Origin of the sequence: Pseudomonas sp. N040 (assembly GCF_015637705.1) — a bacterium.
Classification (GTDB): Bacteria; Pseudomonadota; Gammaproteobacteria; order Pseudomonadales; family Pseudomonadaceae; genus Aquipseudomonas.
In genome coordinates, this window is the sequence record NZ_JADOBE010000009.1 from 75845 (window position 1) to 90853 (window position 15009).

13 protein-coding genes are annotated in these 15009 nt (G+C 60.7%); 10 read left to right on the forward strand and 3 right to left on the reverse strand.

Annotated features, from left to right (window positions below; all coding sequences use genetic code 11):
• The first annotated feature begins 7 nt into the window (after nucleotides 1–7).
• The 4 genes from der (at nucleotide 8) to ISX93_RS13850 (ending at nucleotide 3923) form a co-directional block, all read left to right on the forward strand.
• Nucleotides 8–1468, forward strand: a complete 1461-nt coding sequence (gene der / locus ISX93_RS13835; protein ID WP_195779326.1) for a ribosome biogenesis GTPase Der — start codon at nucleotides 8–10, stop codon at nucleotides 1466–1468.
• Between the two features lie 52 nt (nucleotides 1469–1520).
• Nucleotides 1521–2672: a pyridoxal phosphate-dependent aminotransferase gene (locus ISX93_RS13840; RefSeq protein WP_195779327.1), complete on the forward strand. Its 1152-nt coding sequence runs from the start codon at nucleotides 1521–1523 to the stop codon at nucleotides 2670–2672.
• Nucleotides 2673–2755: 83 nt separating this feature from the next.
• A complete protein-coding gene (locus tag ISX93_RS13845) occupies nucleotides 2756–3541 on the forward strand; it encodes an amidohydrolase (protein WP_195779328.1) in 786 nt (261 codons plus the stop codon).
• 43 nt (nucleotides 3542–3584) lie between these two features.
• On the forward strand, nucleotides 3585–3923 hold the full coding sequence (locus tag ISX93_RS13850) for a DUF5629 family protein (protein ID WP_195779329.1): 339 nt from the start codon (nucleotides 3585–3587) through the stop codon (nucleotides 3921–3923).
• An 18-nt stretch (nucleotides 3924–3941) separates the two neighbouring features.
• Here ISX93_RS13850 and ISX93_RS13855 read toward each other — a convergent pair whose 3' ends face one another.
• Nucleotides 3942–4322 (reverse strand): MerR family transcriptional regulator, encoded by a 381-nt coding sequence (locus ISX93_RS13855; protein WP_195779330.1) that lies wholly within the window; start codon nucleotides 4320–4322, stop codon nucleotides 3942–3944.
• Nucleotides 4323–4396: 74 nt separating this feature from the next.
• Between ISX93_RS13855 and ISX93_RS13860 the strand changes: the two genes are divergently transcribed.
• Complete coding sequence (locus tag ISX93_RS13860; protein ID WP_195779331.1) at nucleotides 4397–5452, forward strand: SDR family oxidoreductase; 1056 nt, start codon at nucleotides 4397–4399, stop codon at nucleotides 5450–5452.
• On the opposite strand, the gene leuA is transcribed toward ISX93_RS13860, so the two are convergent.
• Together leuA and xseA are read right to left on the reverse strand one after the other, a co-directional pair.
• A complete protein-coding gene (gene leuA / locus ISX93_RS13865) occupies nucleotides 5449–7119 on the reverse strand; it encodes a 2-isopropylmalate synthase (protein WP_195779332.1) in 1671 nt (556 codons plus the stop codon). The two genes, ISX93_RS13860 and leuA, sit on opposite strands and share 4 nt — an antisense overlap.
• Before the next feature lie 199 nt (nucleotides 7120–7318).
• Nucleotides 7319–8698 carry an exodeoxyribonuclease VII large subunit gene (xseA, locus tag ISX93_RS13870; RefSeq protein WP_195779333.1) on the reverse strand — a complete coding sequence of 460 codons (1380 nt, stop codon included), beginning with the start codon at nucleotides 8696–8698 and terminating at the stop codon, nucleotides 7319–7321.
• 123 nt (nucleotides 8699–8821) lie between these two features.
• Between xseA and guaB the strand changes: the two genes are divergently transcribed.
• The 5 genes from guaB (at nucleotide 8822) to ISX93_RS13895 (ending at nucleotide 14999) form a co-directional block, all read left to right on the forward strand.
• Entirely contained in the window at nucleotides 8822–10291 is a 1470-nt protein-coding gene (gene guaB / locus ISX93_RS13875; RefSeq protein ID WP_195779334.1) for an IMP dehydrogenase, read from the forward strand.
• Nucleotides 10292–10505: 214 nt separating this feature from the next.
• Nucleotides 10506–12086, forward strand: a complete 1581-nt coding sequence (gene guaA / locus ISX93_RS13880; protein WP_374987699.1) for a glutamine-hydrolyzing GMP synthase — start codon at nucleotides 10506–10508, stop codon at nucleotides 12084–12086.
• 4 nt (nucleotides 12087–12090) lie between these two features.
• Nucleotides 12091–12885 carry a glycosyltransferase family 2 protein gene (locus ISX93_RS13885; protein ID WP_195779336.1) on the forward strand — a complete coding sequence of 265 codons (795 nt, stop codon included), beginning with the start codon at nucleotides 12091–12093 and terminating at the stop codon, nucleotides 12883–12885.
• Between the two features lie 61 nt (nucleotides 12886–12946).
• Complete coding sequence (locus tag ISX93_RS13890; protein WP_195779337.1) at nucleotides 12947–13846, forward strand: glycosyltransferase family 2 protein; 900 nt, start codon at nucleotides 12947–12949, stop codon at nucleotides 13844–13846.
• A gap of 88 nt (nucleotides 13847–13934) precedes the next feature.
• Nucleotides 13935–14999, forward strand: coding sequence for a hypothetical protein (locus ISX93_RS13895; RefSeq protein WP_195779338.1), 1065 nt, complete (start codon nucleotides 13935–13937; stop codon nucleotides 14997–14999).
• The last annotated feature ends 10 nt before the right edge of the window (nucleotides 15000–15009 follow it).

Consider the following 15009-nt stretch of genomic DNA (forward strand, 5'->3'; position numbering starts at 1 on the left):
GGAGCCCATGGTTCCGGTTATTGCCCTGGTGGGCCGCCCCAATGTCGGCAAGTCGACGCTGTTCAACCGTCTGACCCGCACCCGCGATGCGATCGTTGGCGATCTGTCGGGCCTGACCCGTGACCGTCAGTATGGCGAAGCCAAGTGGGAAGGGCGCAGCTACATCCTGGTCGATACCGGCGGCATTACCGGCGACGAAGAGGGCATCGACGAGAAGATGGCCGAGCAGTCGCTGCTGGCGATCGAGGAAGCCGACGTGGTGCTGTTCCTCGTGGATGCCCGCGCGGGCATGACCGTCGGCGACCAGATGATCGGCGAGCACCTGCGCAAGCGCAACAAGCGCAGTTTTCTGGTGGTCAACAAGATCGACAACATCGATCCCGATCTTGCCCGGGCTGAATTCAGCCCCATGGGCTTGGGTGAGGCATTGCCGATTGCCGGTGCCCACGGTCGTGGCATTACGCAGATGCTCGAAGCGGCGCTGGGCGAGTTCCCGCGTGACGATGAAGAAGAGGTCGACGAACACGTTGCCGAGGGTGAGGAAGCCAAGCGCATTCCCGGCCCGAGCGAAAAGGATGGCATCAAGATTGCCATCATCGGCCGGCCGAACGTGGGCAAGTCGACTCTGGTCAACCGTATGCTCGGTGAAGAGCGGGTAGTCGTCTTTGACCAGCCCGGCACCACCCGCGACAGTATCTACATCCCGTTCGAGCGCAATGACGAGAAGTACACGCTGATCGATACCGCCGGCGTGCGCAAGCGCGGCAAGATCCACGAGGAAGTGGAAAAGTTTTCCGTGGTGAAGACCCTGCAGGCGATCAAGGATGCCAATGTGGTGATCTTCGTCATGGACGCCCGCGAAGGCGTGGTCGATCACGATCTCAACCTGCTCGGTTTTGCCATCGAATCCGGCCGTGCGCTGGTCATCGCGCTGAACAAGTGGGATGGCATGCAGCCGGGCGAGCGTGACTTCGTCAAGACCGAGCTGGAGCGCCGGCTGTTCTTCGTCGACTACGCCGACATCCACTTTATCTCCGCCCTGCATGGCACGGGTGTGGGTAACCTCTATAAGTCGGTACAGGCCTCGTTCAAGTCGGCAATTACCCGCTGGCCGACCAACCGCCTGACCCAGATCCTCGAAGATGCCGTGCAGGAGCACCAGCCACCGATGGTCGCCAGCCGGCGCATTAAGCTGCGCTATGCCCACCTTGGTGGCGCCAACCCGCCGCTGATCGTGATTCACGGTAATCAGGTGGAGTCAGTGCCGAAGTCCTATACGCGGTATCTGGAAAATACCTTCCGGCGCGTGCTCAAGCTGGTCGGTACGCCGATCCGCATCGAGTACAAGGGTGGCGAGAATCCCTATGAGGGGAAGAAGAACAGCCTCACCGATCGGCAGGTGAACAAGAAGCGCCGGATGATGAGTCACCACAAGAAGGCCGAGAAAAAGCGTCGCGACAAGAAATAAGTCAAAGGACCGTTTTCTTGGGGCGGTGGATCTCCTCTGGGCGGGTAGCATGATGCAACTGATCAGCAAACTGCCGAATGTCGGCACCACGATCTTCACACGCATGTCGCAACTGGCTGCTGAAGCAGGTGCGCTCAACCTGTCGCAGGGCTTTCCAGACTTTGATAGCCCGGCCGCGCTGATTGAAGCGGCGGTAAAGCATCTGCGAGCCGGGCATAACCAATACGCGCCAATGGCTGGTTTGCCGCGCCTGCGTGAACAGGTGGCACTCAAGGTTGCCGGTCTGTACGGGCGTGGCGTTAATGCCGATACCGAAGTGACCATCGTGCCGGGTGCGACGGAAGCGATCTTCTGTGCTGTGCAGGCGCTGATCCGGTCTGGCGATGAGGCCATCGTGCTTGATCCCTGCTACGACAGCTACGAACCGGCTGTTGAGTTGGCCGGAGGACGCTGCATTCATGTGCCGCTGGCACTGCCGGCATTTACTGTCGACTGGCAGCGTCTGGCCGATGCCATCACTCCGCGTACCCGCTTGATCTTCATCAACTCGCCACACAACCCCAGTGGCGCTCTGCTCGGCCGGGCTGATCTGGATCAGCTGGCGGCATTGATTCGCGACCGCGATATCTATCTGATCAGCGACGAAGTCTATGAGCATCTGGTGTTTGACGGCGTGCAGCATGCCAGCGTGCTGGCTCATGAAGAGCTGTATCAGCGCTCGTTTGTGGTCAGTTCGTTCGGCAAGACCTATCACGTGACGGGATGGAAAACCGGTTATGTGGTGGCGCCACCAGTGCTTACCGCCGAGCTACGCAAAGTGCACCAGTTTGTCACCTTCGTCGCGGTAACCCCGCTGCAGCATGCGCTGGCCGACTTCATGGCCGATCATCCGGAGCACATCGCGCAATTGCCAGCCTTCTATCAGGCCAAGCGCGACCTGTTCTGTGACCAGTTGCGGGGCTCGCGTTTCAGTTTCACGCCTACCCCCGGCACCTATTTCCAGCTGGCTGATTATTCGGCGATACGTTCCGATCTGGATGACGTGGCCATGGCCGAGTGGCTGACCCGCGAGCAAGGTGTGGCAGCGATTCCCGTGTCAGTGTTCTACCAATCACCGCCCCCCGGCATGCGCCTGGTGCGCTTCTGCTTTGCCAAGCGCGAAGAAACCTTGCTGCAGGCTGGCGAGAAATTGTCTGCCATATAGGGTGGAAAACTGCGAAGCGTTTTCCACCGGCAGGATAGATTGGTGGGCAAGTCTGCGCCGTTGCTCACCTTACGGGAGTCCATATGAGCGACAAAATCGATCTTGAACTCGCGCTGATCCAGACCAGCCTGGTCTGGCAGGATCCGGCGGCCAACTGCGCGCAGTTCGAACTGTTGCTGGAGCAGGCGCGCGGCGCCGATCTGGTGGTGCTGCCGGAAATGTTCAGCACCGGCTTCTCCATGCAGTCGGCCGAACTGGCCGAGCCCGAGGACGGTCCGACCAGCCACTGGCTGAGCGCGCAGGCCCGGCGCATTGGTGCAGTGATCGCCGGCAGCCTGATCATTCAGGCTGCCGACGGCAGCTACCGCAATCGCCTGCTCTGGGCCCGGCCGGATGGCTCAATGGCGCATTACGACAAGCGCCACCTGTTTCGCATGGCCGGTGAACACAAGCACTACGCGGCGGGCAGCGAGCAGGTGGTGCTTGAGCTCAATGGGTGGCGGGTAAGACCGCTGGTCTGCTACGACCTGCGTTTCCCGGTGTGGAGCCGCGCTGCGGTGGGTACTGATCTGCTGCTCTATACCGCCAACTGGCCGGCCGCGCGTCGCCAGCACTGGAACCGTCTGCTGCCCGCGCGGGCGATCGAGAACCTGTGTTACGTGGCAGCGGTCAATCGAATCGGCGAGGATGGCAAGGGTTGCGCCTACAGCGGGGACTCCCAGGTGCTGGATTTCCAGGGCGACAGCCTGCTCAATGCCGGCGCAGGGTCGGGCGTGTTTCGCGTCACCCTCAAAGATTCAGAACTGGCGGCTTACCGCGAGCGTTTCCCCGCGCATCTGGATGCCGATCCGTTTGTTCTGCAGAACTGACCGGCTCTGCCTCAATCACGCTTGAGTTCAAGGAAACCCGAACATGCCCAGTGACAGCCCCTATCTGATTGACCAACTCGAGAACGCCACGCTGCTGGAAATCGATGGCCTGTATTCCTGGCAGTTCAGCCTGAATGAAGCCTTGCTGGATCAGGCGGATGCCGCTGCTGAGGCCGACGTGCCATTTGCCAGTGAAGAGACGCTGCTGCGCATCGAGCTGATGGATGGCCGCGACCATCGCAAGTGGCAGTTCAGCTACAACGATGTGATGGAGGCTGAGTATCTGGAGGCGGACCACAGCTGGTCGATTGCGGCTGGTGAGCGTCAGCATGTACTCAAGTGTCAGGCCGACATCGCCGCCAGTGCCGATAACGACGACTGAGGTTTTACCCCTGCCGGTTCAGGACTGCCGGGCGGCGTTCAGGGCCTGCTCGGCGGCGCTGTCTTCCAGTCGCTTTTTTTCGCTACGCAGAAAACGCTTCATTTGTTTCAGGCTGGCGATCTTTGCCTCCACTTCAAGCAGTTTCCGGCCTACCAGCAAAGCACCCTGAGCGCAGTCGAGCTGCTGGTCACGCTGAGCCTGCAGGATCTCGCGGATTTCACTCAGAGAGAAACCCATGCCTTGCGCCTGCTGGATAAAAGTCAGGTCGCTCAGGCTGCGCGGGCTGTACTCGCGGTAGTTGTTGCTGTGCCGCTGTACGGACAACAGGCCCACGCTTTCGTAGTAGCGCAGCGTATGGCGACTCGCGCCACTCTTCTGTTCCAGCTCGCCAATGCGCATGAAAATTTCCCTTGACTGTAGAGTGTGCTCGACAGTTTAGCCTGTGTTGGTCGTTTATTCCTGGAGGCTGAATCATGCGCGAAAACTGTTTTGTAACTGGTGGTACGGGCTATATCGGCCAGCACCTGGTGGCCCTGCTAACCAGCCGCGGGCATCCGGTGACGGTGCTGATGCGCAAGCCTGACACTCTGCCCGAGTTGCAGGCACTGATTGATCGGCATGGCGGCAATGCGCGCCTGCTGTCAGCGGTGGCCGGTGACCTGAGCAAGCCGGACTTGGGTTTGAGCGCGGAGGCGTTGCGGCGCATGCAGCAGGCGAAAGTGGTGTTCAGTCTTGGGGCGAACTTTGCCTGGGGCCTGAGCCTCGACGAGGCGCGGGCGGTTACGGTGAATGGCGCCGTCGCTGTCGCGCAACTGGCTGCCGGACACGGCAGCCGGTTACTCATGCTTGGTGGCTTTATGCTGGAGAATCATGCGCACCTGCAGCGTGTCGGGGTCGATTTGAGTGTTCCGGCGCGCACCGACTGGCCAGCAGTTTATCGGCGGGTGGGTGGCTATGAAGGCAGCAAGCTCGAGGCGCACTTCAAGGTTCTGGCGTGCATGCAGGCCCTGGGTGGCGAGCTGACCATCGTGCATCCGGCAACCGTCTGCGGTCATAGCCAAACCGGGCATATTCTGCCGGCACAGCCGCTGGCCGAACTGATCCGCAATCTGGCCAGCGGCAAGCTGAGTGCCATTCCAGGCTCCCCGGAGCACTGGCTGCCAGTGGTGCCGGTGGATTTTCTCGTCGAGTTGATGGTTGCCGCGGCCTTTGATCCCGAGCAGGCAGGCAAGCAGGTGCTTGCGCTGGATGCGCGCACGCCGAATCTGCCAGGCATGCTGGAGCTGCTGGCCGGGTCGCTTGGGGTGCGTGCGCCAACACGTTGCATGCCTATCGGTGTGTTGCGTTGGCTGCTGAAGATTCCGGGTTTGCCGACATTGCTGAACACCAGCCCGGAATCGCTGGACTTCATTCAGACCACCCGCTTCGACACCGCCGCCAGCAAAACGCTGGCGCTCAAGCATCGGCTGGAGTGGCCGGACCTGCAGGCGTCGCTGCAGGCTACGGCACGCTATGTGGCGAGTGCTTAGGCCGCCTGTTCCGTGGTTTGCCGCAGCGAGCGGTTGAGTGCGCTGAACAGCGCGCGGAAGCTGGCGGTGGTGAGGTTCTCGTCGATGCCGACGCCATACAGGGCGCGGCCGCCGTTGACGCGCAGTTCGATATAGGCGGCGGCCTTGGCGTTGGTGCCGGAACTGATCGCGTGTTCGTGGAAGTCCATGATTTCCACGCCCAGCGGCAGACCGGCCACCAAGGCTTCCAGCGGGCCCTTGCCAATGCCGCGCCAGTGCTGCGTTTCGCCCGCGTTGCTGATCTCGACATCGACGGCACTGGTGCCGTTTTCCTCCTGCAGGCGATGACCCTTCAGCGCATAGGGTGCGGTGGCTTGCAGGTACTCGCTATGCAGCAGTTGGTAGATCTGCCCGGCGCTCATCTCCAGGCCGAGGCGGTCGGTTTCCTTCTGCACCACCTGGCTGAACTCGATCTGCATGCGCCGCGGCAGGCTGATGCCGTACTCCTGCTCCAGCAGGAAGGTGATGCCGCCCTTGCCGGACTGGCTGTTGACGCGGATCACCGCCTCGTAGCTGCGACCGATGTCAGCCGGATCGATCGGCAGGTAGGGCACTTCCCAGACGCCGTTGGCATCCTGCTGGGCGAAGCCCTTGCGAATTGCATCCTGGTGCGAGCCGGAGAAGGCGGTGTGCACCAGGTCGCCGACGTAGGGATGGCGCGGGTGCACTGGCAACTGGTTGCACTCTTCGACCACCTTGCGCACCGCGTCGATGTCGGAGAAGTCCAGTTGCGGGTCGACGCCCTGGGTATAGAGGTTCAGCGCCACGGTGACCAGGTCGACGTTGCCGGTACGCTCGCCATTGCCGAACAGGCAGCCTTCCACGCGGTCGGCGCCGGCCATCAGGCCCAGTTCGGTGGCGGCCACGCCGGTGCCACGGTCGTTGTGGGTGTGCAGGCTGATCAGCACGCTGTCGCGCCGATTGATGTGGCGGCAGAACCACTCGATCTGGTCGGCGTAGATATTCGGTGTGGCGGCCTCGATGGTGGCCGGCAGGTTGAGGATCAGCTTGTGCGCGGGGGTCGGCTGGAACACGCCGATCACCGCGTTGCACACCTCGACGGCAAACTCGGTCTCGGTGGAGCTGAACACTTCCGGCGAGTACTCGAAGCGCCAGTCAGTCTGCGGGTTGGCCGCGGCCAGACGCTGGATGATCTGTGCGGCATTGACGGCGATCTCGATCACCCCAGCCTGGTCCTGGTTGAACACGATGCGGCGGAAGCTCGGCGCGGTGGCGTTGTAGTAGTGAACGATGGCCTGCCTGGCGCCCTTGAGCGATTCGAAGGTGCGGCTGATCAGGTCCTCGCGGGCCTGGGTCAGCACCTGAATGGTCACATCATCGGGAATGTGCCCGCCCTCGATCAGCTCGCGCACGAAGTCGAAATCGGTCTGCGAGGCAGAGGGGAAGCCCACTTCAATTTCCTTCAGGCCGACAGCTACCAGCGTTTTGAAGAAGCGCATCTTTTTCGCCGCATCCATCGGCTCGATCAGCGACTGGTTGCCATCGCGCAGGTCGGAGCTGAGCCAGATTGGTGCCTGACGGATCACCTGATTCGGCCAGGTACGGTCGGGGATGGCAATCGGTTGGAAGGCGCGGTATTTGTTCGACGGGTCTTTGCGCATGCTCATGGCTGCAGTCCTGCTGGAAAGGGGGGGCGCCGGCCGGATGGCTGCGGGCTGATGAGCAAGACACTAGGGGGCGTGAAGGATGATTGCAAGCAATGCGGATAAATTGGAATAAAAGTGCTTAATGGCTATTTATAAGCAATTTAATCTTTAATTTTTACTGAAATTGCATGAAATATTTCTCGGTACAAACTGTCGTTGGTCAGTCCAGCAGCGAGCCGGTTGTGGGTGTCAGGTAATTGTCCTCGACACGTACCTGCAGCTCGCCTTCTGCCAGACGGGCGCGTAGTTTCTGCCCGGGTTGCGTCTGGGCGGCGCTGCGAATGGCCTGACCGCGCTGGTCGAGCAGGATGCTGTAGCCGCGTCCCAGAGTGGCCAGCGGACTGATCAGTTGCAGGCCATGCACTGCCGCGCTAAACGCTTGCCGCCGCAGGGCTAATTGACTGTGCATTGCCCGTGGCAATCGCTCGGCCAGGTTGCGCAGGCGTTGTTCCAGCAGCGTCAGTTGTCTGCCGGGGTGCTGCGTGGCCAAATGTGCATCGACTCGCGCCAGCTTTTGCTGCTGGCCCTGCATCTGCAGTTGCAGGGCGCGGCGCAGGCGCATGTCCAGATCGTCCAGGCGCTGTGCCTGCTGGCGCAGACGCTCGCCGGGGTGGCGCAGGCGCCGGGTGCTGCCGTCCAGGCGCAGGTGGGCACGGGCCAGGTGGTTGCGCATGTGCAGCTGCAGCCGGCGGCGCAGGCTGTCGATGCGTTGCAGCAGGTCGCCGTTGTCCGGTGCCAGCAACTCGGCGGCGGCGGAGGGTGTTGGCGCGCGCACGTCGGCGACGAAGTCGCAGATCGATACATCGGTTTCGTGGCCCACGGCGCTGATGATCGGCGTCTGGCAGGCGGCCACGGCGCGGGCTACGGCTTCCTCGTTGAAGCACCAGAGGTCTTCCAGCGAGCCGCCGCCACGGGCCAGGATCAGCGCGTCGAAGCCTTGGCTGTCGGCCAGTTGCAGGGCGCGGACGATCTGTGCACTGGCTTCGCGGCCCTGCACGGCAGTAGGAATCAAGGTCAGCTCGACCTGCGGTGCACGGCGGCGGAACACGCTGATGATGTCGCGGATCACCGCGCCGGTCGGCGAGCTGATGATGCCGATGCGCCGGGGATGGGCGGGCAGGGCGATCTTGCGCTCGCTGCTGAACAGGCCCTCGGCACCGAGTTTCTCCTTCAGCGCCTCGAAGGCCAGGCGCAGCGCGCCATCCCCGGCCGGTTCGACACTGTCGAGGATCAGCTGGTAGTCGCCGCGACCCTCGAACAGCGAGACCTTGCCGCGCACCTTGACCGCCAGCCCGTCGCGCAGGGCCTGGCGCACGCGGCTGGCGTTCTGCCGGAACAGTGCGCAGCGCACCTGCGCCTGGCTGTCCTTGAGGGTGAAGTAGATGTGCCCGGAGGCGGGCTTGGCCAGGTTGGAAATCTCGCCTTCGACCCAGACCTGGGCGAACACGTCCTCCAGCAGCAGCCGGGCCCGGCCATTGAGCTGGCTGACACTGAGGACCTCGCGGTCGAGGCCGAGACGCTGGAAGGGATCTTTGAGCATGTTGGCGATGATAAGCCAATCGGCAGGCAAAAGCGCAGCGCCCCTGCAGGTTATGGCTTTCGGTTAGTGCCTGGCGTGGGTATAATGCCGCGCTTCTTATTTTTCCCGCTTGGGAGCCCCGCCATGCTGCGCATCAGCCAAGAAGCCCTGACCTTTGACGACGTTCTTCTGATCCCCGGTTACTCCGAGGTTCTGCCGAAGGACGTGAGCCTGAAAACCCGTCTGACCCGTGGGATCGAGCTGAACATTCCGCTGGTTTCCGCGGCCATGGATACCGTCACCGAAGCCCGCCTGGCGATTGCCATGGCCCAGGAAGGCGGCATCGGCATCATCCACAAGAACATGACCATCGAGCAGCAGGCTGCCGAGGTGCGCAAGGTCAAGAAGTTCGAGGCCGGCGTGGTCAAGGACCCGATCACCATCGAGGCCGATGCCAGCGTGCGTGACCTGCTGGAGCTGACCCACCAGCACAATATTTCCGGCGTGCCGGTGTTCTCCCACGGCCAGCTGGTCGGCATCGTCACCTCGCGTGACGTGCGCTTCGAGAATCGCCTGGATGCGCTGGTGCGTGACGTGATGACGCCGAAGGAGCGCCTGGTCACGGTACGCGAAGGCGCCGCCAAGGACACCGTGCGCGAGCTGCTGCACAAGCACCGCATCGAGCGCGTGCTGATCGTCGATGCCGACTTCAACCTGAAAGGCATGATGACCGTCAACGACATCGAGAAGGCCAAGGCTTATCCGCTGGCCAGCAAGGATGACCAGGGGCGCCTGCGCGTTGGCGCGGCAGTCGGTACCGGTGCCGATACCGAAGATCGCGTGGCGGCTCTGGTTGCTGCTGGCGTCGACGTGGTGGTGGTGGATACCGCTCACGGCCACTCCAAGGGCGTGATCGATCGCGTGCGCTGGGTCAAGCAGACCTTTCCCGAGGTGCAGGTCATCGGCGGCAACATCGCCACCGGCGAAGCCGCCAGGGCGCTGGCCGAAGCCGGCGCAGATGCAGTCAAGGTCGGTATCGGCCCGGGCTCGATCTGCACCACCCGCATCGTCGCGGGTGTCGGCGTACCGCAAATCTCCGCCGTGGCCAACGTCGCTGCTGCACTGGCCGGCACCGGTGTGCCGCTGATCGCCGATGGCGGCATCCGCTTCTCCGGTGACCTGTCCAAGGCCATCGTTGCCGGCGCTTCGGCGGTGATGATCGGTTCGATGCTGGCCGGTACCGAAGAGGCGCCAGGCGAAGTCGAGCTGTTCCAGGGTCGTTCCTACAAGGCCTACCGCGGCATGGGTTCGCTGGGTGCGATGGCGCAGAGCCAGGGTTCTTCCGATCGCTACTTCCAGGACTCCTCGGCCGGTGCCGAGAAGCTGGTGCCGGAAGGCATCGAAGGCCGCGTGCCGTACAAGGGTGCCATGGCCGCCATCGTGCACCAGATGATGGGCGGCCTGCGTGCCTCGATGGGCTACACCGGTTGCGCGACTGTCGAGGAAATGCGCAGCAAGCCGCAGTTCGTGCGCATTACCGGCGCCGGCATGGCCGAGTCGCATGTGCACGACGTACAGATCACCAAGGAAGCACCCAACTACCGGGTCGGCTAAAAAATCGATATGCCGCTGCTGCGCTCGAATAGGCGGCGTTGGAAGGAGGTTCGAAATGCTCATTGGCTACAGCCAACTGCGCTTTGTCACCTGCTTCCGCCTTGCCTCTCCTTCGCTCGCGACGTGGCAAATCGATTTTTGTGAAGTTTGATTAAGACGGGGCTGTTTCCAATCAGCCCCGTGTCATTTGTGAATTCCGCTAAGAGAGATGGCCATGGCCCACCACGATATTCACGCCCACCGCATCCTGATTCTCGACTTCGGCTCCCAGTACACCCAACTGATCGCCCGCCGCGTGCGCGAGATCGGCGTGTACTGCGAAATCCATCCGTTCGACATGGACGATGCCGCGATTCGGGCCTTCGCGCCCAAGGGCGTGGTGCTGGCCGGTGGCCCGGAGTCGGTACATGCGGCCGACAGCCCGCGTGCGCCGCAGGCGGTATTCGACCTGGGTGTGCCACTGCTGGGCATCTGCTACGGCATGCAGACCATGGCCGAGCAGCTGGGCGGCAAGGTCGAGGGCTCCAACCTGCGCGAGTTCGGTTATGCGCGGGTCGACGTGGTCGGCAAGTCGCGTCTGCTCGACGGCATCGAAGACCACGTGGATGCCGATGGCGTGCTCGGACTGGACGTGTGGATGAGCCACGGAGACAAGGTCACCCGCATGCCGGCCGGCTTCCATATCCTCGCCAGCACCCCGAGCTGCCCGATCGCCGCGATTGCCGACGACACGCGCGGCTACTACGGCGTGCAGTTCCACCCGGAAGTGACCCACACCAAGCAGGGCGGGCGCATCCTCTCGCGCTTCATTCTCGATATCTGTGGCTGTGAAGCGCTGTGGACCCCGGCCAATATCGTCGAAGACGCCATTGCTACCGTGCGTGCCCAGGTCGGCAGCTCCAAAGTGCTGCTGGGGCTGTCCGGCGGCGTGGATTCGTCGGTGGTCGCCGCGCTGCTGCACAAGGCCATCGGCGAGCAGCTGACCTGCGTGTTTGTCGACAACGGCCTGCTGCGTCTGCACGAGGGCGATCAGGTGATGGCCATGTTTGCCGACAACATGGGCGTCAAGGTGATCCGTGCCAATGCCGAAGAGAAGTTCCTCGGCCGGCTGCTGGGTGTCAGTGATCCGGAAGAGAAGCGCAAGATCATCGGCCGTTCCTTTATCGAGGTGTTCGATGAGGAAGCCACCAAGCTGCAGGGCATCAAGTTCCTCGCCCAGGGCACCATCTATCCGGACGTGATCGAGTCGGCCGGCGCCAAGACCGGCAAGGCCCACGTGATCAAGAGCCACCACAACGTCGGCGGCCTGCCGGAAGACATGCAGTTCAAGCTGGTCGAGCCGCTGCGCGAGCTGTTCAAGGACGAGGTGCGCAAGATCGGCCTGGAGCTGGGCCTGCCGTACGACATGGTCTACCGTCACCCGTTCCCCGGTCCGGGGCTGGGTGTGCGTATCCTCGGCGAGGTGAAGAAGGAATACGCCGACCTGCTGCGCCAGGCCGACCACATCTTTATCGAGGAACTGCGCAACTTCGACTGGTACCACAAGACCAGCCAGGCCTTCGTGGTGTTCCAGCCGGTGAAATCGGTTGGTGTGGTCGGTGATGGCCGCCGTTACGCCTGGGTGGTGGCCCTGCGCGCGGTGGAAACCATCGACTTCATGACCGCGCGCTGGGCACATTTGCCCTACGAGTTGCTGGAAAAGGTCAGCAACCGCATCATCAACGAAATTTCCGGGATTTCCCGGGTTACCTACGACGTATCGAGCAAGCCGCCGGCGACCATCGAATGGGAGTGAGTTGATGCAGCAGCAATCGCCGGTAGCCGTCTCCATCATCTCGCCAGTGTTCAATTCCTCGAGGTTTCTGCGGGAAACCCTCGAGTCGGTCAAAGCGCAAACCCGCGAAGACTGGGAGTTGATCTGCGTGGATGACGGCTCCAGCGATGATTCTGCTGCGGTTGTCGAGTCCTTCGCTGCCAGGGATTGCAGAATTCGCCTGATTCGCCTTGGGCAAAACTCCGGGGCAGCTGTCGCACGCAATGTGGGTATTGATGCTGCCCGCGGCCGCTACATCGCCTTCCTTGATAGTGATGATCTGTGGTTGCCGCACAAGCTGGAAACTCAACTCGAGTTCATGCGCCATAAACAGGCGGCATTCAGCTTTACGGCCTATGACCGGGTGGATGAGTACAACTACCATCTGCGCCGGGTGGACGTGCCGAGCCGCTTGACCTATGAGCAGATGCTCACAGCCTGTTATATCGGCTGCCTGACGGCAATCTACGACACGGCACATTTTGGCAAGCAACATATGCCGCTCATGCGCAAGCGCCAGGATTACGGCTTGTGGCTGCAGTTGCTGAAGAAAGTCGATTGCGCTCATGGCCTGCAGGAAGTTCTGGCAAGGTATCGTGTCCGGCCGCATTCGTTGTCAGCCAAAAAGCTCGGAACGGCCAGATATACTTGGAGGGTTTATCACGAACTGGAAGGATTCGGGGCCTGGAAATCCCATTACCTGTTTGTTCGTTACATGTTGTGTGCAGTCCTGCGAGCAAAATTCCCGGCGCTCGCATGCAAACTTCAGGCGCTGAAGTGACACTTTTTTATTCTTGCGAATATAACTTTCGATATATCCGAATAGACATGGAAGAGTGAGCATGAGTCCTGATCAGCGAACAGGTTGTGCGCAACCATTGGTTTCGGTCATTGTTCCTGTCTACAATCATTGGACGCTCATTCCCCGGCTGCTTGCCTGCCTTGAGGCTCAAACACTGCCGGAAAGTCAGTTTGAAGTCATATTGGTCGATAATGGTTCGGACTGGATTCCGGCCGATCTTTCATTGCCCGGCAATGCATGCATTCTTGTCTGCAAGACTCCCGGCTCCTATGCCGCGCGCAATGCGGCCATTGGTCAGGCTCGGGGGCAGTTTCTTGCCTTCACGGATGCCGATTGCCACCCTTGCCCGGTATGGCTGGAAGCTGGAATCGAAAGGCTGATGTGCTTTCCTGCAGGCAATACATTGATAGCTGGCGCCGTGCGAATGATTGCCGCCAATCCGACCCGGCCAACGTCTTCTGAACTGTATGATATTGCCTTGGGGATCCCGCAAAAGCTGTATGTCGAGCGCGGCTTTGGCGTGACTGCAAATCTTTTTGTGCCAAAGCGCTTGATTGAGTTGGCGGGTCCTTTCGATGCCGGCAGATTTTCAGGAGGCGACGCGGAGTTTTGTCGGCGGGCAACCAGGCTGGGCGCCAGACTTGTTTATCACGAGACGGCCCTGGTTGAACATCCGGCTCGGCAGCACTGGTCTGAGCTGGCATCTAAGGCCCGACGGATCAAGGGCGGGCAGGTATGCGCAGGGTCGTTGTTGAAGCGTCTTGAATGGATGGTTCGTACAGGCATTCCGCCCCTCCATGCATGGAAGCGCGTGATCCGTTCATCCGGGCTTTCTCGGGAGCAGAAACTGACGGTTTGTTTATTGCAGTTTCGCCTTTGGCTGGTTGGGTTGGGCGAAATGATTCAACTCGTACTGCGCCTGAAAAAGCCACAGCGCTGAGTAATTTAATCAGGTCTGATTGTTAAACTTTATATTATAAATGTAATTATAATTCTGCTTGATAATGAATTTGGATAAGGTGTTTTTGATGAAAAAACGAATTCTCGTGATTGCACGTTCTTATCCGAATGTTTCGCACTCATACATTGATAATGATGTCCGCTTTCTGGATGAGCGGGCCGATGTTTTGGTTCTCTCTAGAAAACAGCCAACGGCGCCATATTACTCTGCTGTTGAATTCAATTACTTCGATAATTTAAATCAGCTAGAACTCCAGGCGCGTCTTTTCAAGCCGGACATGATAATTTGCTGGATGTTGCCGCATCACTTCTATGCCCGGCAGATTGCTGAGTCCCTGAATATTCCATTTATTCTCAAGCTGCATACTCCGGATGTTTTTCGGTTGATTAAAGGGCCGGCCAGTATAAAGCAAGAGATCAAGGCATTTATGAGTGGCGAAGACGTACTCAGTGGTTCCTATAAGGTGCTGATGAGTTCGTTGAAGAGGACTGCGCAGTCGAAATGGCTGAAGGGTGTTTTTTGTATCCCGGCCTTGCAGCAGTCCTTCGCTGAATACTTTCCAAAGGGTCTGCTGCGCAATATGCAGCCGTGGATCGACTTTGAAACTTTCCATAATGACTCGCCGAATGGCGATAATGTTCTGGTACTTGGTTCGCTGGTAAATCGCCGTGAAAACCAGGTGACTTTTTCCAACTTCATCAATCAGATTGACGCGCAGGTTGACTGGATTCCCGTACCGACGCCAGGTTGTCTCTGGCTGGATGTCCCGGGAATTCCTGACAACGTCCATATCCGCAAGTTTTTGCCGCCCACGCAAATGCCGGCTTTATACAAGACCTACAAGGCCATGCTGGTGATCGGTGCCGGCGAGTTCGGGCGGGGGCTGCCGATGTCCGTGCTGGAGGCCCAGGCGGCTGGAGTTACGGTTATTGCGCCTTCGCTGCGGCCGGATTTCGATGCGTTCGTGACCGCCGGCGGTGGCTTCATCTTTCAGTCGGAAAGCGAGATACCGGGCTTGCTGGCCAGGGCTCAGGAGCCCGCGCGACGCAACATGGGCTTTGAGCATGCGGCACAGTATGGGCCGGAGAGCTTCAGCCGCGCGCTGGCGTCCCTGGGCCTGGAACTGGGCTAGTTGCGGGCAG